Below are 20,526 nucleotides of genomic sequence, written 5' to 3'. Positions count from 1 at the left end.
AGTTGGTGACATTTTCATGAGTGATAAAACTGTAAAAGTAACTCATTCTACCTCTCTATCTAAGGAAGAGCTTCTTGATTTAGACCAAAAATATGTTTGGCATCATATGTCGCCTCATAATCCTAATCCGATGGTTTTAGTATCCGGAAAAAATAGTACAGTCACTGACATTGATGGTAAAAATTATTTAGACGGTATGTCAGGGTTATGGTGTGTGAATGTAGGTTACGGCCGCGAAGAAATAGCCAAAGCAGCTGCCGAACAAATGCAAGCAATTCCTTATGTTCCAATGTCCCAAGGCAATGTTCCGTCCATCTTATTAGCTGAAAAGTTAAATGAATGGCTAGGTGGAGACTATCGTATTTTTTATTCGAATTCTGGATCTGACGCAAATGAAGTAGCTTTTAAGATTGCTAGACAATATCATCAACAAAACGGAGAACCTTTACGATATAAATTTATATCAAGATACCGTGCATATCATGGTAATTCGATGGGTGCATTAAGTGCTACTGGTCAAGCTAACCGTAAAGTTAAATATGAACCGCTTTCTTCAGGTTTCCAGCATGTAGCACCACCATATTGTTATCGATGCCCTTTTGGTAAAACGTATGGAGATTGCGGTATCCAATGTGCAACTGCAATAGAAGATGTTATTAATTACGAAGGAGCTGAAACGATTGCAGGGATCATAATGGAGCCAGTTATTACAGGTGGAGGAGTTATTGTACCACCTGCCGAATACTTAACAAAAGTTCGAGAAATTTGTGATAAATTTGGTATTTTGTTAATTGTTGATGAAGTAATATGTGGTTTTGGCCGCTCTGGAAAACAGTTTGGACATCAAAACTTCGGTATAAAACCAGATATCGTCACAATGGCTAAAGGTATGACCAGTGCCTATTCACCTCTTTCAGCAACTGCAGTAAGTAGCGATCTATATGAAGTATTTAAACAACCAGGGGCAGATAATCATTTTCGTCATGTTAACACATTTGGAGGAAATCCAGCTTCATGTGCAGTTGCACTTAAAAACTTGGAAATTATTGAAAGAGAAAATTTAATAGAGCGTGCTGCCTATCTAGGTGAAGAACTCCGTAAAAAATTAGATAGTTTACTAACTTATAAAAATGTTGGAGACATCCGAAGTTTTGGTTTTATTGCAGGAATTGAGCTTGTTGAAGATAAAAAAAGCAAAAAACCTGCTAGCCCAGAGTTAGTGTTAAAAATAATAACTGAATGCAAGTCACAAGGATTAATAATCGGTCGAAACGGTGATACGGTTCCAGGCTATAATAATATCCTTACACTTTCTCCTCCATTTACAACAACTGATGAAGAGCTTGATTTTATTGTAAATACTTTAAACAAAGCATTCTCAAAACTATAATCGTACGGGGTGATATTCTTGTCTACACAAACTAATATAAAGGTTTTAAAGAATTTTATAAATGGTGAATGGATTGAAGCTTCACCAAATGCCAAAACAATTCCAGTTCCAAATCCTGCTACTGAAGAAATATTAGCATTTGTACCTCTCTCAACTAAATCAGATTTAGATTCCGCTGTAAAAGCTGCTAAAAATGCTTTTATTACATGGAGTAAAACCCCTGTTCCTAAAAGAGCAAGAATACTATTTTCATATCAACAATTGCTAATTAAACATTGGGATGAACTTGCTAATTTAATAACGATTGAAAATGGTAAAAGCTATAATGAGGCATACGGAGAAGTCCAACGTGGAATTGAATGTGTAGAATTTGCTGCCGGTGCGCCAACATTAATGATGGGTAAACAATTACCTGATATTGCGACAAATATTGAATCGGCGATGTATCGATACCCTGTTGGAGTTGTTGGGGGAATAACGCCTTTTAATTTTCCAATGATGGTCCCTTGCTGGATGTTCCCATTAGCGATTGCGTGTGGAAACACGTTTATTTTAAAGCCTTCCGAACGTACACCATTACTTGCAAATCGTTTAGCAGAACTCTTTACCGAAGCAGGTCTTCCAATAGGTGTATTCAATATTGTTCATGGGGCACATGAAATTGTAAACGAGCTACTTCAAAACAAAGATGTTCCTGCCATTTCATTTGTAGGCTCTCAGCCTGTGGCAGAATATGTTTATAAAACTGCATCTTCAAATGGTAAGCGCGTTCAAGCTTTAGCTGGTGCTAAAAACCATAGTATCGTTTTACAGGATGCAAACTTAGATGAATCGGTAAAGCAAATCATTACAGCAGCATACGGTTCAGCAGGTGAACGATGTATGGCATGCTCAGTAGTCGTAGCAGTTGGCGATATTGCCGATCCTTTAATCGAAAAATTAAAAATAGAAGCAGGTAACATTACAATTGGAAATGGACTAGATGATGATGTATTCCTAGGTCCGGTTATCCGCAGGGAACATCGCGAAAGAACGGAAAAATATATTGAATGTGGGATTCAAGAAGGTGCAACCTTATTGCGTGATGGACGCAATGATTTAATTCGAAAAGAAAAAGGTTATTTTATTGGACCAACAATCTTTGATAACGTGAACCCATCAATGAAAATTTGGAAGGAAGAAATTTTTGCACCAGTACTTTCGATCGTTAGAGTTGAATCATTAGAGGAAGCGATTGAACTTACAAACAAATCAGAGTTCGGAAATGGCGCGTGCATTTTCACCGACAGTGCAGCAAGTATTCGATATTTCAGGGAAAACATTGAAGTAGGAATGCTCGGCGTAAATATCGGTGTACCAGCTCCAATGGCATTCTTCCCTTTCTCTGGTTGGAAAAACTCTTTCTATGGTGACCTTCATGCAAATGGTGCAGATGGTGTCGAGTTCTATACTAGGAAAAAAATGATTACTAGTAGATTTGAATAAATATAATTGGGCTTTTCCATTAGTTTAGGTAACTGACTAATGGGAAAGTCTTTTTAAATAGAAAAAATCGCATATTCCGTTAGTCGTTACGGATTAGATGCGATTTGTTATTCATTATTGGTTTATTTTTATAAATCTGAGTGAAATTCATCTATTCTCTTAATGATTTAACCTTTTATAACACTCAAATTCAAGGTTAATTGCGATTCGGCCAATTTAATTGCGATTCCGCCTTTTTATTTGCAATTTACGGATTTTAATTGCGTTCGTCAGTCCTATTTGCGATTCTCAGACCTTAATTGCGATGCGACCAATTTAATTGCGATTCACTGATTCTCACAAATGAATCTGCTTAATAATCAACGATCCAAAATACTTCCGTGTATCAGCGTTCATTATATGCAGAGTGATAAACTTCTCCTCTTCATCTGGATTTTCAAAGTCAACATAAGCACCGTCTAACGTTTCTCTAACATTTTTAATCTTGTAGCCTTTTTTTATAAGGGAATCTATTTGATTTCTCTCGATTAAAAACTCCTTATATGTTGACATTAGCTACTCATTCCCTTCTTACTAATCTTCTATTAAACTAGTTTCACCATACTTCTTCCTCTTTAAGTACTGTCCACTACCTGCATTACCAACAAATTGCTTCTCTTTTATGACAAACTCTCCACGAACTAGGACACTCACTGGCTCTCCCGTTACTTCCATTCCTTCGAATGCGTTATAGTCTACTGCCATATGGTGAGTTTCAGAGGAGATTGTTCGTTTACTATTCGGATTAAAAATGACCAAATCGGCATCTGAACCAACTGCAATTGTTCCTTTCTCGGGATATAAACCAAATAATTTTGCACTTCTAGTTGAAGAGATGTCAACGAATTGATTTAATGATATTCTGCCTTTTTTAACACCTTCAGAGAACAAAATGCTTACTCGATCTTCAATCATCGGTCCTCCGTTTGGAATTTTAGAAAAATCGTCGCGACCTATATCCTTTTGACCATTAAAATCAAAAGAACATTGATCGGATCCTAAAGTTTGAAGATTTCCATTTTTTAATGCATTCCATAAAACATCTTGGTTCCATTTTTCGCGAAGTGGTGGGGACCAAACGTATTTTGCTCCTTCAAAATCAGGTTTTTCTAGCATAGACTGATCAAGCACTAAGTATTGTGGGCATGTTTCTCCCCATATATCGATTCCATTATTTCGGGCTTCCGTTATTTTTTCAACGGCCTCTGCACAAGTAACATGAACGACATATAATTGTGAATTTGCAAGTCCAGTTAATGTAGCCGCTCTTCCTGTCGCTTCACCCTCTACTTCTGGAGGTCGTGTCAATGCATGGTAAATAGGCTCTACTTTTCCTTCAGCTAAAGCTTGATTGATTAAATAATCTACAACATCTCCATTTTCCGCATGCACCATTACTAATGCCCCATATTCTTTTGCTGCTAATAGCGTACGGTACAATGTCGCATCATCAGCTTGAAATACATTTTTATAAGCCATAAATACTTTAAATGATGTAATTCCCTCTCTTTCTATTACTCTAGGTAACTCTTGTAATACTTCATCATTTATTTCTCCAATCATAAGATGGAAACTATAATCAATCACTGCTTTGTTTTCCGATTTTTCATGCCATGTTTCGATTGCTTTCTGAAGTGGTTCTCCTTTATTCGTTAAACAAAAATCAATAATTGTTGTTGTCCCACCAAAGGCAGCGGCAATCGTTCCTGATTCAAAATCATCTTTTGTGACAGTCCCACCAAATGGCATATCTAAATGTGTATGTGGATCTACTCCACCTGGAAAAATATAATGATCTGTTGCATCAATCATCTCAGCGTCTGTACAATCTAAATTTATTCCAATTGCAGTAATTTTATTTTCCTCTATTAAAATATCTGCCTTATAAGTATCCGTTGCGGTAACGATCGTTCCATTTCGAATGATTTTCTTCATTTTCTTTTCCTTCCCCCCTTTAAAATTGAATATTGATTAGATCTTGATAATACTTTTAAAGCTTGTTGACGTTCGTTCCAAGTCATCGATTGTTGTTTACTTGGAACCTTTACCATGTTGATTGCATCTTCCACCGGACAGACGATTTTGCATAAATTACATCCTACGCAGTCTTCCTCCCGAACCTTTAAATATGACTTTCCATTTTCATCTACGGACATATCAATACATTGGTGAGATGTATCTTCACAAGCAATATGACATTTATTGCAGTTAATACACTCTTCAGTATCAATCCTAGCAACTACTTGATAATTTAAATCTAAATTTCCCCAATCTGAATATTTATGAACTGCCTTCCCTACTAGCTCCGTAACTGAGGACAGACCTTTTTCGTCTAAATAATTATTTAAACCATCAATCATGTCTTCAACAATGCGGAAACCATGGTGCATTGCTGCAGTACATATTTGAACTCCAGTCGCTCCCATTAATAAAAACTCTACTGCATTTTGCCAATTCGAAATGCCACCAATTCCGGAAATTGGAACTGATATATGTGGATTACGTGCACATTCTGCCACCATATTTAATGCAATAGGTTTTACTGCAGGTCCACAATAACCACCATGTGCTCCCTTCCCGGCAACATGAGGAACCGTATTCCAAGAATCTAAATCTACTCCCATTAAACTGTTAATTGTATTAATCATACTGACTGCGTCAGCTCCGCCTCGAACTGCCGCTTCCGCTGTTACAGTAATATCAGTAATGTTTGGAGTTAATTTTACAATGACAGGTGTCTTCGCAACTTCTTTTACCCAAGAAGTTTGTTGCTCTACTAATTCAGGAACTTGACCGGATGCAGACCCCATTCCTCTTTCTGCCATTCCATGTGGGCAGCCAAAGTTCAGTTCTAAACCATCAACTCCAACATCCTCTACTCTTTTCACAATTTCGTGCCATTTATATTGTTGCGGTTCAACCATAAGTGATGCAATAATCGCTCGGTCTGGAAATCTTTTTTTTGTTTCATAAATTTCTTTTAAATTTACTTCAAGAGGTCGATCAGATATCAGTTCAATATTATTAAATCCTGCAACTCTTTGTCCGTTAAAGTTAATAGCAGCAAAACGTGAGGAGGTATTAATAATTGGTTCCCCTAATGTTTTCCAAACTGCCCCACCCCAACCAGCTTCAAACGCACGTTGGACTTGATAACCCGAATTTGTTGGAGGCGCAGAAGCAAGCCAAAATGGGTTAGGGGATTGTATGCCCGCAAGATTGATTCGTAGATCTGCCATGAATGAAAACCTCCTTTTAAGTGTTTAACTGTTTATGAATCGCATAAGCTACTTCTTTCCCTTGTTGTGCTGCAGTTACTACCATTGCTTCACCTTGCCCTTTTCCAAAAATGACATCACCACACGCAAAAACTTTAGGATTAGACGTCTGAAAAGATTCTTGGTTAATTTTCACAACTCCATCTCTATGTTCTAACCCAAATTGTTCGATTAACTCTGTATAGCGAGTTTGACCGATCGCTTTTATGACTCCATCTACCGGTATCGTGAAATTGGAATCGGGAACAAGTACAGGCCTGCGGCGACCATCTTTTCCAACTTCACCTAATTCCAATCGTACACACTCAAGTGCAATTACTTTTCCGTTTTCACCAATTATTCGTATTGGTAATGTCAGCCATCGGAATTCCACTCCATCTTGCTTGGCAAAATCATATTCAAATTGATAAGCGCTCATTTCCAATTGCGTCCTACGGTATAAAATTTTGACATTGCCTGCGCCTAAACGAACAGAACAAGTCGCAGCATCAATTGCAGTATTGCCCGCTCCTATTACAGCAATGTTTTTACCTATATAACGATTTGATAGCTCCCCTGATTTTGTCTCTTTTACAAAATCAATCGCATCGTATACTCCGTCCAAATCCTCTCCATCAATATCTAACATCGGAACTTTCCCCATACCTATAGCCAGAACAACCATGTCATATTTTGCTAATAATTCATCGGAAGAAATATCCGAACCGACTCTAGTATTCGTATGAATTTTTACATCCAAGTTTTCAATTTGTTGAACTTCCCAGCTTGATATACTTTTTGGTAACCTGAAAGAAACGATCCCATAACGATTTAATCCTCCAGCATGATTTTCCGCTTCAAAAATCGTTACATCGTAGCCTAATAGGGCAAGTTCACGAGCAGCTGCTAAACCTGATGGACCACTACCTATGATTGCAACTGTTTTTCCGTTCTTTTTTCCAGCCTTAAATAATGATTGATTATTTTTTATCGCCCAATCAGTTGCATAACGTTGTAAATTGCCAATCATGATCGGTTTAGTAGAAGATTTTAGTACGCATGCACCTTCGCACAGTTCTTCTGTAGGACAAACCCTAGCACAACTTGCTCCAATAGGATTAGATGACATAATCGTTTTAGCTGATCCTTTTAAATTACCTGAACCAATTTTCTTTATAAACGTTGGAATGTCAATCCCAGTTGGACATGCTTTAATACATGGGGCATCATAGCAATAAAGACATCGATGTGCCTCTTCAAATGCTTCTCGTTCTGATAACCCAGGATGTACTTCTTCAAAGTTCTTCGATAAATTCTCTAACGAAACTCTATTCACTAACAACACCCTCCTATTAGGCTACAAATTTACTTTTTAAGAAAGCGGATTATACAATTCATTTTCTTATACATCAGTAGTCCCTTAAATAAAGTCGTTTTCAATTAAGAAGAATTACTTACTTTCTTTCTTAAAAAGGTAAAGCTTTTTCTAAAATTGAGGTATTTCAATATATGATTAAAAAAATTAATTTAGACATGTTTATGTAAAGGGTTGTCAGTGTTTAATTAATGAGTTTTAAAGCTTTTGATTTAGAAGCTAAAAAAGCTCAAACCCTTATATTAGGTTTGAGCTTTTTTACATTTTTCTAAAATTTATTCTTCACAAAAACATTAGATCGTTTTCTATAAAAATAGATCAACAAGACGATAATTAACAGCGCTAAAATGACTTTACCGAATAAAGTGAACTCTAAAACTTGATTAACAGAATACGATTCAAATAATACGACGGGTAGCTTACCAATCAAACTTGCTAACATAAAACTTGACCATGTGATTTTTCCAAAGGCTGCAAACAAAGTAATCAAACTAGATGGAATAAAAGGAATAAAACGCAGAACTAACACCCCGTAAAAAGCTTCTTTTCCTTCTAGTCTTAATAACCTATTTAAACCTTTAAATTTAGTTGATTTACTAATAAATCTTTTTTGTAAACCCTTTCTATACAATATGAAAGATACGAATGTACCTAATAATTCACCTATGAAAGAGATTAAAAATCCACCAGTAAAACCGAATAATTTAATATTGATTGCTGTCAAAAACCAAGCTGGTATAATACCAACAATACTAATTAGAACATTAATTAAAATACTAAGTATCGCAGCATAGTCTTTGTATGTATTTAAAAAATGTTCAATTGCAGAAAGTGTCATAATTTTCCCCCATTTTTTTTAACCACTTAATTGTACAACATTTAGTATGATAAAAAAGCTAAGGTTCCAAAAATACATAAATCTTCCATAAATTAAAACCTATTTACTATTTTAGACATTGAAATTTTAAACATACTAACCAATTTAAATTTAATTTTTCAAACAAAAAAAGATGACTTCGAATGCTACTCGAAATCATCTGTTTGATTATTATTTACTCTTCTTCAGTTTGTCCTTGGAAGAAGATAAATAAATATTTTACTAATTCTAAAACTGAAATTAAGGTTGCCGCTAAATACGTAAGAGCAGCAGCCCCTAATACTTTATTTACACCTTTTCTGTCTGTATCATGGATGATACCACTTGCTAACATTAATTTCTTTGCTCGTGAACTAGCATTATACTCAACTGGTAAAGTGATTAGTTGAAATGCTACTGCTATAGAAAATAGTAAAATCCCTACTCCAATTAGAGAAAATGCTTGAAGTAAAAATCCTGCTAGTAGTAGTAATGGTGCTGCACCCGATGCAATGTTAACGATTGGGAAGATTCGATGACGAAGTGTTAAAAATCCATATGAAGTATCATGTTGTATAGCATGACCTACTTCGTGTGCTGCAACTGATACAGATGCAATTGATCTACCATAGTATACTTCCTCAGATAAGCGAACTGTTCTTGCCATCGGATCATAATGATCAGATAATCGCCCAGGCACTACTTCCACCGGTACGTTAGGTAAATTATTATTGTTTAATATATGTCTTGCTACTTCAGCTCCGGTTAATCCTCCTGATGCTGGTACTTCAGCCCAGTGATTAAAACTAGATTTCACTTTAAATTGAGCCCAAATCGATAAACCGAAGGCAATAATAATAAGGAAATCCATAGGGTGAAAAAACATTTACATTCTCTCCTTTTAAAGAATAAATGACAATAACGTCTGAATTAATTCTGATGTTTGTGACGTTAATTGACGGATAATATTTAGCTTTTGTTCTTCAGTTAAATTTTCTAGTAAATATTTTAATTGTGACAATTCTGTCTTCAGCTGACTCATATGAATCGTTACTTCTTCAGTTAGTGGCAGGATACTCTGGTCCTCCACCAAAGTTTTTTTCTTATCTAAAATCTCTTTTATTTCTTGGAGTGGTAAGTGCATTGATTTGCATTGCTCAATAAATTTTAAAGTTTCTAAAGAAGCTTCATCATAAAAACGATGCCCAGATTCTGAACGCTTTGGTTCAAGTAATCCTAGGTTTGTATAATAATCAATTGTGCGCTTTGACACTCCGACTTCTTTTGCTAGTTCTCCAATTTTATAGACAATCCCAATGGTCTCACACTCCTTCTATTTGTATTATATGTGATTCCAATAAAAACGTACAGTAAAACGTTCTATTGTTCAAATTTAAACATTTAAAAAAAACAGAAAATATCTACATTTTTAAGGACAGAATAGTAAAGGAAACAATGGGAAAAATAGGGTAAAATTACCAACCGTAGAAATGAGGAGTATTCAATGATAGCTGACCGAGATTTAGATAAAAATGAAAAATCGCTTCGGGAATTGCTATTTAATAGTTCTGACTTTAAGTCAAGTGATTTCGGAAGCAATGACCGACGTTATCGGTTATTTTATTTGGATTCTATGATTGATGATAAATCGGTACAAGAATTTATTATTCGTCCTTTACTTAACAATACAAATGTCAGTGTACGTGAAGCCGTTTCAATTCTCGATTACAATGAAACGGAACTTCTATCAATTGCTTCAAATGCGCTAATTGAAGGTAAATCAGTCGTCCAAATTGACGGACAACCAAAGTTCTATTTACTTAGAACCGAGCTAGTTAAAGAACGCCCAGTAAACTCACCAATAAATGAACGTGTTTTACGTGGATCACATAAAGCATTCAATGAAAATCTGAATACGAATCTAAATATTATACGAAACCTTGTTGCTACTCCAGATCTTGTCGTTAAGACTTTTCAAGTTGGGCGCAGGTCGAATACAAAGGTTGCTTTACTTTATTTACAATCCCTTGCTAATGATGTTGTTTTACATGAATTTGAACGTAGAATTGCTAATATTGAAATAGATTACATTGATGCGCCAGGATTTTTCCAAGAACTAATACAAGATAAAAAAAATTTCTCTCTATTTCCAAAAACGCTCGTAACGGAAAGAGCAGACCGAGTAAAATCTTACTTGATGGACGGAAAAATTGGTTGTTTTATAGATGGTACTCCCGAATGTGCATTCGTTCCAATTTCGTTTTGGGCATTTTTTCAAAGTCCAGATGATTACCAAGTTAGCTGGTTATTCGGAAGCTTATTAAGATTTCTACGTATTCTTTGTTTTATTATTGCAATTAGTTTGCCTGGAATTTATGTTGCACTTGTGACTTTCGACCCTAGAGTTCTCCCATTGGAAATTGCACTAACTCTGCAAAGCTCTATGCAATACGTTTCAATGCCACCAGTATTAGAAGCAATCACAATGCTAGCCATACTCGAGGTCTTAAAAGAAGCAACTGTTCGTTTACCAAATCCAATTGGTCAGACGATTGGTGTCGTCGGTGGTATTGTAATTGGAACTGTCGTTGTTCAATCCAATCTAATTTCAAATATGATGGTAATCATTACAGCACTTACTGGTATTGCTTCGTTTATAATTCCGTCTTATGAAATGAGTAATATTGCTCGCTTATTAGCTTATCCTTTTATCTTCATGGCTGCAGTTTTTGGGTTAATCGGATTGGAAATTTCATATTTGTTGGTTTTAACACATTTATCCCGGATGAATACAATTGGTATTCCGTATTTTTATAATTGGTTTAACGGCGATACAATTAAAGATACGATTTTTAGAGCACCGATTTGGAGCATGAAAAAACGTCCAATAGAAAGCTTGGCTAAAGACGAAATCAGAATGGAAAATCCTAGGAGTAAGACTGAATGATTCAATTAAAAAAGATTTCCATTAATCAACTTATTTGTCTTGTCGTTTTGAACCAGGTGGGCGTAAGCGTTTTATCAATTCCTTATAAAATGTCTCAAATATCAGGCTATGATTCCTGGATGTCTCTTATTATTGGGGGGGGTATAGCTCAAATTGGTATATTTGTTGTCTATCAACTTGGAAAAACTTATCCCGATCGACCGATCCAACAGTATATTACTTCAATTACAGGAAAAACAATAGGCTTGATTATAAACTTGCTTTTTGCGGTATATTGTGCTGAATCTTGTTTAATGCTCATAGTTTCTTATTCAGATGTCATTAATCGATGGTTGTTATTTGAAACACCTTGGTTCGTCCTAATCGGGCTAATGGTTTTAATCACAGGATATATTGCGTCATCAACACTTCGTTCCATTTCTACAATTACACAGTCTATCATGTTCATGTTCATAGTATGCTTTGTAATCATTTTTATTAGTGGGTTTGGAAACGGAGACTTACGCCATTTTCTACCTATAGGTACTCATGGAATTGCTCCGATCTTAAAAGGTGCTATTCCTTCATTTTGGGCGTTTGCTGGATACGAACTTCTTCTGTACGTTTTTCCATATGTAAAATGTAAAAAAAAGAAAGATATTTTAGTTGCTATGTCTGTAGCTAATGGGATCACAACGTTTTTTTACGTTTTTATAGCTTTTATAGTGACTTACAACTTTAGCGAAAAACAATTAAATCATATCCCGGAGCCAATGATTTTTATACTTCGAAAGTTCAGATGGCCAGTCGTTCAAAGTTTAGATATTTTATTTATCACTATTTGGCTATCGGTAACTTTAGTTACAGCTTATATTTATTTGTTTTTGTCCGCTCGTTATTTAGCTTTTCTTCGTAAAAAAGAAATTCAGAAACATTCACTTTTAGTGTGGGTTCTAGCTATCTTGTGTTTTTTGGCAGGAATATTTTTTACTGAAAGGCAGCTGATTCCCATTTTTTCTAAATATCATAAGATTTCAACAGCGTTCATTATTATAGGAGTGCCTACATTACTACTAATAATATCTTTTGTTAAAGAAAAGGTGACGAGCAAATGAAGAAAACTTTAATTTTATTACTTCTATTGCCTCTTTTGACAGGATGTTGGGATCGACTTGACTTAAAAAAACTACATTTGGTTGATGTAAATGGTTTTGACTTAAATGAAAAAACTGGTGAAGTAGGCGCATTTTTTCTCATTACGAAGCTTAAAAGCACGGGACAAGGTACCGGGGAGTCTATTTCAGTAGTGAATGAACTTAAAGGACCTTCATTAGCAGAGGCGATCGGCCAGTGGGATTTTACTGATCAGTCTCCTTTCATTGGAATTAGTACGAGAGTTTATTTAATAAGTAAAAGTTTCGCTTCAGATGATCCTGTTTCAGAACTTGATTTTTTACTTGGGGCACCTTATTCATCTATTAACACCCCATTAGTTGTAGTTGACGGTGATTTTTCGAAAGTATTTGAAACTGCTACAGATCCAAAAAAAGAGTTTTCGAAAGATTTAAATGAGTTTGTAGTCTCAATGGAGAAGAACAGAACAATTCCAACTGTTTCGATGATGAATTTTATACAATCCCGTGATGATCCGTTATCTGATTTAGCATTACCTATGCTAAGTCCAATCAATTCAGATTTGGAACTAAATGGCGCGTTATTATACCGGCATGGTACACCTACTGGGAAAACACTTGATCGAGATCAAGTAAAACTGTTGATGTTAATGGAAGGTGGAAATACTGGAAGGCAAAGATTTACGGGGAATTTGGAAAGGTATACTGAAAAATCATCAGGCAAAAATGGTGAAAAATCATATTCTGAAACTGCGAATAAAAATAATTTTGGTTTTACAGTGAAAAGAAACTTTTCAAAAATTACCGTTTCTAATAAATCAAATAAATTACCAAAAATTGAGGTAAAAGTAAAGTTACAAGTTAGTGCTTTTGAGCTTGGTAAAGAAGGTCATAAGTTAAAGCCTGATTATGTTCAAATGGAAAAAGTTCTAAGTAACCACTTTGAAAAAATGGCATTGGCAACAATAAAGACAATGCAATCAGCAAATTCAGACGTTCTCGGTATTAGTAAGGAATTAAAAGCATTCCACCCAAATGTTTGGAAGTCCTTAAACTGGAGAAAAGATTATCCAAAGATGACAATTGAACCGAAGATTGAGATTGATATACTTAATACTTAAATAGTTTTAGATCAATTCCACTTCATGATTAGCCCCCCTACATTTTTGTGGGGACTTAATAGACTACTAACATTACGTGTAAAAAATAAAACCCATGAACATGTGCAACTGTTCATGGGTTTTCAGCTTTCCTTTAGAATACAATTTATTTAATTACTCTTCCCAATAACGACGAGCACCAGAAAATTCTTCGATATACCCAGGAGTGTTTAGTGGAATGATCTCAACACTTCTAGCAGCGTTAGGCGCCTGAATCATTAAACCATCACCGATATACATTGCAACGTGATGTACTGATCCAGTTCCATTGTTACTCGCAAAGAATAAAAGGTCACCAGGTTGAATCTCATCTTTTTTAACTTCTATACCGCTCTTAGATTGAGGTCCTGAATCTCGGGGAATTGTTATACCATATGACTTAAATAAGCTATATGTAAATCCAGAGCAATCAAATCCAAATCCCGATACACCAGCCCATAAGTAGCGTAAACCAAGGAACTTCTTTGCAGTATTAATTAAATTTTCTGGAGTTGCCTTAGGAAACTGATTTTCATTTTGATAAACTGCCACGTCTTCTTTTTTAATAAATTTATTTCCATCATCTGGTGTTGCAACCATTACAACATCCCCAAAGTCTTTAATAACAGGTAATCGCGTATTAAAGCTAATCTCCATAAACTTATGATTTAAGGCTTTTCCATCATACAACCAAGCCGTTTGGCTAGATACCATAATAAATGGGGTATCCTTATAATTCTCTAAACGATCATCCGTCGTTAATTGTCTTTTCGGCATCCAACCAGGATAACCTAATGTATTACGTGGTGTAGGCTGACCATCTACAGCAACCTTCACCCAGTCTCCAGATTCCTCTAAAATGGTTACTTTTGTACCGTATACGGCTTGTGTTTCAAGATAACTTGTTAGCCAACGTCGAGTTTCAGTATCTTCCATATTAGCTGACCATTGACGCGGATCAACTGGATTGCTTAAAGATGGGGCATCAATATCTCTAACTTGGAATCTACCATTTGTTGTCCACTGAGTTGAAACAGACACATCAACGTAGGCTGTCTCACCTGGAGTAAGTTCTTCTTGCGATTTTGCAAAAGATTGGCCTGTCATTGTGGAAAGTAATGTACCTGCAACACATAAACTTAAAATTAAATTTTTTGTCTTTTTCATTGTAAATCCCCTCTCCATATTTTAACGAAGACTCTTTGATAATCTTCGGTGAAGCCCTAAGCCAGGTAGAGATGATAAATGGACTTCATCCCCAATAAACTCGATTCCATCCAAATCTTGATTCTTTAACCAAAGTGGAGCATCCAAATCGATTTTTTGAATATTCGGATGGGCGGTAGCTATATGTGCTGCTGCAAGTACTGAGACCGAAGTTTCCATCATACTTCCAATCATGCAAGGAATATTCGCTCTTTCAGCAATATCTGCTATTTGCAGTGCTCTTCTAATTCCACCAGTCTTCATTAACTTAATATTTAGAAGATCAACTGCATCCTCTTTAATTAGTCGTATTGCGTCTTGCGGAGAAAAAAGACTTTCATCTGCCATGATTGGAGTATTGACGTTTTGCTTAACAAATTTTAGTCCATCAATATCACCTGCATGTACGGGTTGCTCAATTAACTCGATATTAGAATTCAATTGTTCTAGTTCTTGGATAATCGAAACAGCTTGTCTTGGAGTCCATCCTTGGTTGGCATCTACACGAATTATGACGCGATCACCGACCTTTTCACGGATTGCCATAATACGTTCAATGTCAGTCGTCCAGTCTTTTCCGACTTTGACTTTCAAAATAGAAAAGCCATCCTTAATTATTTGCATTGCATCCTGACTCATTTCATCTGTTGTTCCAACGCTAACAGTCATATCATTTTTTAATTGATTTGTCTTACCCCCAAGATATTGATAGAGTGGAAGATTAAGATGTTGGCATAATGCATCATACAGTGCAATTTCCATAGCTGCCTTCGCACTTGTATTTGCCACGCAAGAGCGTTCAATCAGTAGAGAGAGTTCATTAACACTTCGAATATCTCTTCCTAATAGTAGTGGTGTAAGGACAGTCTTTAAAATCGCTTCAATACTTTCTTTTGATTCTCCTGTAATAGCCAATGTTGGTGCTGCAGCCCCTACTCCGACAATCCCATCCTCTAGCTGGACATATACAAAAATATTCTCTATTTCAGTAACTGTCCTTAGAGCTGTTTTAAATGGCTTTTTTAAAGGGAAAACTTCTGTTTGCACTTGTATGGATTGAATAATCATCGTTTTCGTCCTTTCCTATTAGATTAAAGTTAGTTCCAAGACCTCTGAGTGTCTCAAAATCTTGTATTAAATAAAAAATCCAGCTATTAGAAAGGGAGTATCCCTGCTAATAGCTGGATTTCATCTACGAAAATAGATAAAGCAGCGTTTAAGATTCGATTATTTGAGTGTATTTTATATGTGCATTTTTAAAGGCAACAGCCAGAGCTTTCTGAGAAGAACCAAAATAACGTGTATTAATTTCTTGTATTACCCCATCCACGTCTAACATTGATTGTCCAACAAATAGTTGCTGCACAAAGGATGAAGTTAAAGAAATTGTAGCTGAACAATCGGCATCACAAATCTTGTGACTTGTCCGATCGACTACCAAACCAATAAAAAATGCATTATATTTCTGCATAATCGGATTATTGGATGAAGTCTTTGCATCCCCAATAATGTAAATAGTGTCTTTATTGTACAAATTATTTCCTCCCGCAAAACAGGTATTCCGTGCAAAACTCTAACCGATTAGGAAAGAATTGGCAACGACATATGTATTCGCTTACAGTTTATATTAATATACGAAACTATTTTTGACAATATATTATGAATATTCAGTTTTAAGAAAAGTACTTGTGAACTATATTGAGACCCTTACTTTTTTACTAGAAAGAAATTTCCATTGCTATCTTATAATAAAAACAAGGAAAAATTTCCCTTGTTGTATCTGCTCCTGGTTATCAGTACCCCAATATGTTTGGATGAAAAGTTAAAAAGTGGATTGAATCTAAATAAAAAATCTCATTCTAATAAATCAGAATGAGATTTTTATTTAGTTTACATATTTAAATAGTTGAAAATAATTCGTCGCTTGATATGTTAATTTACTTTTTGAATTCTTCCTTCAACTTCATAATTGAAAGGTCTTGGAAGTGATTTAACATAATCTACAGTCGCTTGTAAATCTTCTGGTCCTACTTCTAAATCAGTCGAACGTTCGCCAATACCATATTTTACATTTCCGTACATATAATTGTTAACTACAACTGAATATTCTTTGTTCGGATCAATTTTACTACCGTTTGGTAAAAGGATGTCTACTACTTTTCTAGTTGATGAATCCCAAGTATATTTAAATCCAGCGATGTGGAAATCTAAGCCCTTATCGGTAATTTGATTATTTAATACTGTTTCAATATCTTGACCACTAAGCATTACTTTATTTAATACATTACCAAAAGGCTGAATTGCGAATAAATCACCAAATGTAACTTGACCAGCGTCAAGTTGTGATCGAACTCCGCCACCGTTCATCATTGCGAAGTCAGCATTCATTGATGCTTTCATTCCATCTGCAATTAAGTTACCTAGTGCAAAATCGCCATAAGTATCAGAAGATGGATATCCTTTTGGTAAAGATTGCATTGAGTCACCAATAATCTCAGCTTTAATTGGCATAATTAAATCTTCATATTTTTTCATGATCGCTGAAACTGTCGGATCTGGTGTATAGTCTTTTTGATAAACTGTTACTACTTCTGCTTCCTTCTTAACAACATCACCTGTTACTGCATCTAATTCTAAATCTACATCAGAAAATGCAGAACCATATGAATAAGCTTGTACGATTAATTTATTATCAACTTCTTTATTATTAAATACATGATTATGAGCAGCAAAAATAACATCTACTTCATCATCAACTTTTTCAGCAATATCAGTTGCATCATATAAATCTGCTTTACCTGTTTGAAGAGTAGGGTTATGTGCTAATACTACGATTGCTTTAATTCCTTGTTTTTTTAGAATATCCGTATAATGGTTAATTGCTTCAACTTCATCACGAATTTCAAGCGTTTCATTTCCTTTTCGAACAATCATATTAGGAGTTTCTTGCGTTACTACTCCGATGAAACCAATCTTTTTACCGCCCACTTCTTTAATTGTGTATGGCTGAGTAATTAATTCTCCTGTTGCAGAGTCATATGCATTGGCAGCAATCACTGGAAAGTTCATTCCGTCATAGCCTTTTGTACCTTTAGGATGTTCTCCACCATTAATCATACGCTTTAATTCAGCTATACCTTCATCAAACTCGTGATTTCCTACTGTTCCTACATCAAAACCCATTGCTTCCATCACTTCAACTGTTGGTTCATCTTGGAACAACGCAGAAATCAGTGGGCTACCACCAATCATATCACCAGCGTGAACTAGTAATGTATTCGGATTAGTTGCTTCATGTTGTTTCATTGCAGCAGCTGTGTATTCCATGCTTCCAGCTAAAACTTCTTGTCCATTCAGCATAACTTTTGTATCCGTATCAAGCTGACCATGTAGATCATTTAAGCCTAATAATTGAACTTTAATATTCTCTTTAGGAGCAGTGCCTAAATCTAATTTAAAAATTCCAAAGCCTGCATTATCCGTTTTATTTGTAAACGCAATATTACTATTAGGCTTTATAAATTCTTCCGCTCTTGGTGAAGACGTAAACGTTACATTTACTTTCCCACTAATTGGTGCAATCGACCAATTATTATCTGCAGTTGGTGTAATTGTTTTTGATTCAGAAATGTAATCCATTAAGATTTGACGATTTTCATCAGCAGAATCTACAACAAGTTCGCTTCCTTTAACACCTGGGAAATTACCACCGCCACCAGCACGGTAGTTATTTGTTACAACGATGAATTCTTGATTTAAATCTATTGGTTGTCCATTATAAGTTAAATTGATTACACGACTTGAATTACGATTAACAAGATTTCCGTTTAGATCATACTTTGCAGGCTTTGTTACATCAATTTGATAGTTAACTCCGTCAATTACGTCAAAGTTATAAACAGGGAAAGCTGGATTTAATAATGCTTGTTCTTCTGTTTTATTTGGATCAATTTGATTATATTTTCCAGCAGTCATTTCAATCCATTCTTTAACAACGGAACCTTTTACTTTAATTGCTTTTAACGTATTATCATAAAGATAAAGATCGCCTGCACTTCTAATTGTAAGATCGCCTTTTTTAATCTCAGTATATTCAGCTACACCATTACGGCCAGCTTTGAATGGAGCTCCTACAGATAAAATTGGTAATTCTTTATATTCTGGTTTCTTTTCAGCAATATATTTTTCTACAAACCATTTTTGTGCATTTGTAACTACTTGAATCGATGGATCATCTTGTATTAATGAAAAATAACTATGAATATCATCAGTAGTTGTTCCAATTGGTGTATTTACATATTTAACAGTTGCATCATGATTTGGTTTGACAGCATTTACGATATCTTGATCCGCAACTACAGTACTTTCTGTTATTGTTTTACCAGTAGTTGGATCCTTCACATCAGCCCAAATTTCTCTAGTTGAAGACTGGGAATTTACTACTGACCATTTTCCTTTTTCTTTTTTAAGTGTTAAGTCAATTAATCCTAATGAACCACCACCGTATCCCGCTTGAACTGCAGGTACACCATTAATTGTTCCTTTCGAATTATCGACACCTGGTAATGGCTTTTTATCTGCCCCTAAAAATAATGCATCCAGTGTAGCTTCTGATTTTGCTGGAAATACCTTATGTGTATGAGAAAACGTAATTGCATCAATACCAGGTACTTCACTTAATGAATAAATTACATCTTCTGTATTTTCTTTATTCGCATTAAAGCCTGAATGAGTCATTGCAACAATTACGTCTGCACCGTCTTTTCTCATTTCAGGTATGAATTTTTTAGCTGTTTCTACTATATTTTTAGTGATAACTTTTCCATCAAGATTTGCCTTGTCCCACTCACTAATTTGAGGTGGTACAAATCCAATAAAGCCGATTTTAATTTCTTGCTTCTTTCCTTGTTCATCAATCACTTTTTTCTTAATAATTTTATAAGGATTAAATTTGTTCTTATCATTATTAGGATTTTTATCGTGATCATCTACGTAAACGTTTGCATTAATGTACGGAAAATCAGCTTCATTATATGCTTCGTTTAAAAAGTCTAATCCATAGTTAAATTCATGATTACCTAAAGTTGCAATATCATACCCCATTATGTTCATTGCTTTAAATACAGGATGAACTTCTCCTTTTTTTAATGGGTCAATTTTTGCTTCATAAGTTCCAAGTGGTGTACCTTGTATTAAATCCCCATTATCGACTAAAACATTATTTTGAATTTCTTTTCGAGCTTCCTTTACTAAAGTTGCAGTCTTAGCTAACCCAACTTTTTCATATGCTGCATCCTTGTAGTAATCATAGTTTAGTAAATTTGTATGGATATCTGTCGTTTCCATAATTCGGAAATTCACTAAATCCTTATCAGCTTTATTCTTATTCGATGCAAGTACGTTTACAGGCACATCCTCTTTTGGTGCTGCATAGGCCTGCGTACTCACAACTGACATACCTACTAAAGATAATGCCAATGAAAATGACAACGCTTTCGAAATTGTACGATTCTTTCTCCCCATTAAAATTCCCCTTATATCTTTTATTAGGCTGTGATTAAAAATCAAACCCAAAGACTATTATAAAATTAAAATAAGTTAAAATATATTTAATTATACTTAAACTAAGTTAACCATTTCTTAATGAACACATAAATGAATTTAGATCTTTTAGCCTATATTGTTGATGTTTCGAAAACAAAATCTCTATCAATGGCAGC

General features: G+C 35.1%; 16 protein-coding genes. 5 read left to right on the top strand and 11 right to left on the bottom strand.

Annotated features, from left to right (window positions below; all coding sequences use genetic code 11):
- Positions 1-16: 16 nt before the first annotated feature.
- Positions 17-1,390 carry an aspartate aminotransferase family protein gene (locus AN960_RS17115; RefSeq protein ID WP_056473872.1) on the top strand — a complete coding sequence of 458 codons (1,374 nt, stop codon included), beginning with the start codon at positions 17-19 and terminating at the stop codon, positions 1,388-1,390.
- Between the two features lie 18 nt (positions 1,391-1,408).
- Entirely contained in the window at positions 1,409-2,875 is a 1,467-nt protein-coding gene (locus AN960_RS17110; RefSeq protein ID WP_056473870.1) for a CoA-acylating methylmalonate-semialdehyde dehydrogenase, read from the top strand.
- A 336-nt stretch (positions 2,876-3,211) separates the two neighbouring features.
- Here the strand turns inward: AN960_RS17110 and AN960_RS17105 are convergent, their stop codons facing one another.
- The 7 genes from AN960_RS17105 to AN960_RS17075 all read right to left on the bottom strand — a co-directional run bounded on the left by AN960_RS17105 (position 3,212) and on the right by AN960_RS17075 (position 9,714).
- Positions 3,212-3,427, bottom strand: a complete 216-nt coding sequence (locus tag AN960_RS17105) for a hypothetical protein (protein ID WP_056473868.1) — start codon at positions 3,425-3,427, stop codon at positions 3,212-3,214.
- 21 nt (positions 3,428-3,448) lie between these two features.
- A complete protein-coding gene (hydA, locus tag AN960_RS17100) occupies positions 3,449-4,849 on the bottom strand; it encodes a dihydropyrimidinase (protein ID WP_056473867.1) in 1,401 nt (466 codons plus the stop codon).
- A complete protein-coding gene (preA, locus tag AN960_RS17095; RefSeq protein ID WP_056473865.1) occupies positions 4,846-6,153 on the bottom strand; it encodes an NAD-dependent dihydropyrimidine dehydrogenase subunit PreA in 1,308 nt (435 codons plus the stop codon). Before preA ends, hydA begins: the two co-directional genes overlap by 4 nt.
- A 16-nt stretch (positions 6,154-6,169) precedes the next feature.
- Complete coding sequence (locus AN960_RS17090; protein WP_502692554.1) at positions 6,170-7,507, bottom strand: NAD(P)-dependent oxidoreductase; 1,338 nt, start codon at positions 7,505-7,507, stop codon at positions 6,170-6,172.
- A gap of 307 nt (positions 7,508-7,814) precedes the next feature.
- Positions 7,815-8,384 carry a TVP38/TMEM64 family protein gene (locus AN960_RS17085; protein ID WP_056473861.1) on the bottom strand — a complete coding sequence of 190 codons (570 nt, stop codon included), beginning with the start codon at positions 8,382-8,384 and terminating at the stop codon, positions 7,815-7,817.
- 214 nt (positions 8,385-8,598) lie between these two features.
- Positions 8,599-9,288 carry a zinc metallopeptidase gene (locus tag AN960_RS17080; RefSeq protein WP_056473859.1) on the bottom strand — a complete coding sequence of 230 codons (690 nt, stop codon included), beginning with the start codon at positions 9,286-9,288 and terminating at the stop codon, positions 8,599-8,601.
- A gap of 15 nt (positions 9,289-9,303) precedes the next feature.
- Positions 9,304-9,714: a MerR family transcriptional regulator gene (locus tag AN960_RS17075; protein ID WP_056473858.1), complete on the bottom strand. Its 411-nt coding sequence runs from the start codon at positions 9,712-9,714 to the stop codon at positions 9,304-9,306.
- A gap of 192 nt (positions 9,715-9,906) precedes the next feature.
- On the opposite strand from AN960_RS17075, the gene AN960_RS17070 reads away from it, so the two are divergent.
- The 3 genes from AN960_RS17070 to AN960_RS17060 are packed head-to-tail and all read left to right on the top strand — an operon-like array spanning position 9,907 to position 13,582.
- The gene (locus AN960_RS17070) at positions 9,907-11,349 is read left to right on the top strand and encodes a spore germination protein (protein ID WP_056473857.1); all 1,443 of its coding nucleotides are present in this window, start codon (positions 9,907-9,909) and stop codon (positions 11,347-11,349) included.
- Positions 11,346-12,443 carry a GerAB/ArcD/ProY family transporter gene (locus AN960_RS17065; protein WP_056473856.1) on the top strand — a complete coding sequence of 366 codons (1,098 nt, stop codon included), beginning with the start codon at positions 11,346-11,348 and terminating at the stop codon, positions 12,441-12,443. Before AN960_RS17070 ends, AN960_RS17065 begins: the two co-directional genes overlap by 4 nt.
- Entirely contained in the window at positions 12,440-13,582 is a 1,143-nt protein-coding gene (locus tag AN960_RS17060) for a Ger(x)C family spore germination protein (protein ID WP_056473855.1), read from the top strand. Before AN960_RS17065 ends, AN960_RS17060 begins: the two co-directional genes overlap by 4 nt.
- 153 nt (positions 13,583-13,735) lie before the next feature.
- Here the strand turns inward: AN960_RS17060 and AN960_RS17055 are convergent, their stop codons facing one another.
- The 4 genes from AN960_RS17055 to AN960_RS17040 all read right to left on the bottom strand — a co-directional run bounded on the left by AN960_RS17055 (position 13,736) and on the right by AN960_RS17040 (position 20,329).
- On the bottom strand, positions 13,736-14,767 hold the full coding sequence (locus AN960_RS17055) for a C40 family peptidase (protein ID WP_056473854.1): 1,032 nt from the start codon (positions 14,765-14,767) through the stop codon (positions 13,736-13,738).
- A 21-nt stretch (positions 14,768-14,788) separates the two neighbouring features.
- Positions 14,789-15,874 (bottom strand): dipeptide epimerase, encoded by a 1,086-nt coding sequence (locus tag AN960_RS17050; RefSeq protein ID WP_056473852.1) that lies wholly within the window; start codon positions 15,872-15,874, stop codon positions 14,789-14,791.
- A gap of 148 nt (positions 15,875-16,022) precedes the next feature.
- Positions 16,023-16,340 (bottom strand): DUF3870 domain-containing protein, encoded by a 318-nt coding sequence (locus AN960_RS17045; protein WP_056473850.1) that lies wholly within the window; start codon positions 16,338-16,340, stop codon positions 16,023-16,025.
- Positions 16,341-16,738: 398 nt separating this feature from the next.
- Positions 16,739-20,329, bottom strand: a complete 3,591-nt coding sequence (locus AN960_RS17040; RefSeq protein ID WP_056473847.1) for a bifunctional 2',3'-cyclic-nucleotide 2'-phosphodiesterase/3'-nucleotidase — start codon at positions 20,327-20,329, stop codon at positions 16,739-16,741.
- Positions 20,330-20,526: the final 197 nt, after the last annotated feature.

It is taken from the genome of Bacillus sp. FJAT-25509, from assembly GCF_001420605.1.
In the GTDB taxonomy this organism is placed as follows: Bacteria; Bacillota; Bacilli; order Bacillales; family Bacillaceae_G; genus Gottfriedia.
The sequence above is the reverse complement of the archived record's forward strand: the minus strand, read 5'-3'. Positions and strand labels throughout refer to the sequence as shown.

Bases quoted from the DNA above. Each gene is read 5' to 3' on its own strand.
- AN960_RS17065 (WP_056473856.1), top strand. From the start codon at position 11,346: ATGATTCAATTAAAAAAGATTTCCATTAATCAACTTATTTGTCTTGTC.
- AN960_RS17060 (WP_056473855.1), top strand. From the start codon at position 12,440: ATGAAGAAAACTTTAATTTTATTACTTCTATTGCCTCTTTTGACAGGA.
- AN960_RS17050 (WP_056473852.1), bottom strand. From the start codon at position 15,874: ATGATTATTCAATCCATACAAGTGCAAACAGAAGTTTTCCCTTTAAAA.
- AN960_RS17085 (WP_056473861.1), bottom strand. From the start codon at position 8,384: ATGACACTTTCTGCAATTGAACATTTTTTAAATACATACAAAGACTAT.
- AN960_RS17070 (WP_056473857.1), top strand. From the start codon at position 9,907: ATGATAGCTGACCGAGATTTAGATAAAAATGAAAAATCGCTTCGGGAA.
- AN960_RS17055 (WP_056473854.1), bottom strand. From the start codon at position 14,767: ATGAAAAAGACAAAAAATTTAATTTTAAGTTTATGTGTTGCAGGTACA.
- AN960_RS17080 (WP_056473859.1), bottom strand. From the start codon at position 9,288: ATGTTTTTTCACCCTATGGATTTCCTTATTATTATTGCCTTCGGTTTA.
- AN960_RS17115 (WP_056473872.1), top strand. From the start codon at position 17: ATGAGTGATAAAACTGTAAAAGTAACTCATTCTACCTCTCTATCTAAG.
- hydA (WP_056473867.1), bottom strand. From the start codon at position 4,849: ATGAAGAAAATCATTCGAAATGGAACGATCGTTACCGCAACGGATACT.
- preA (WP_056473865.1), bottom strand. From the start codon at position 6,153: ATGGCAGATCTACGAATCAATCTTGCGGGCATACAATCCCCTAACCCA.
- AN960_RS17040 (WP_056473847.1), bottom strand. From the start codon at position 20,329: ATGGGGAGAAAGAATCGTACAATTTCGAAAGCGTTGTCATTTTCATTG.
- AN960_RS17105 (WP_056473868.1), bottom strand. From the start codon at position 3,427: ATGTCAACATATAAGGAGTTTTTAATCGAGAGAAATCAAATAGATTCC.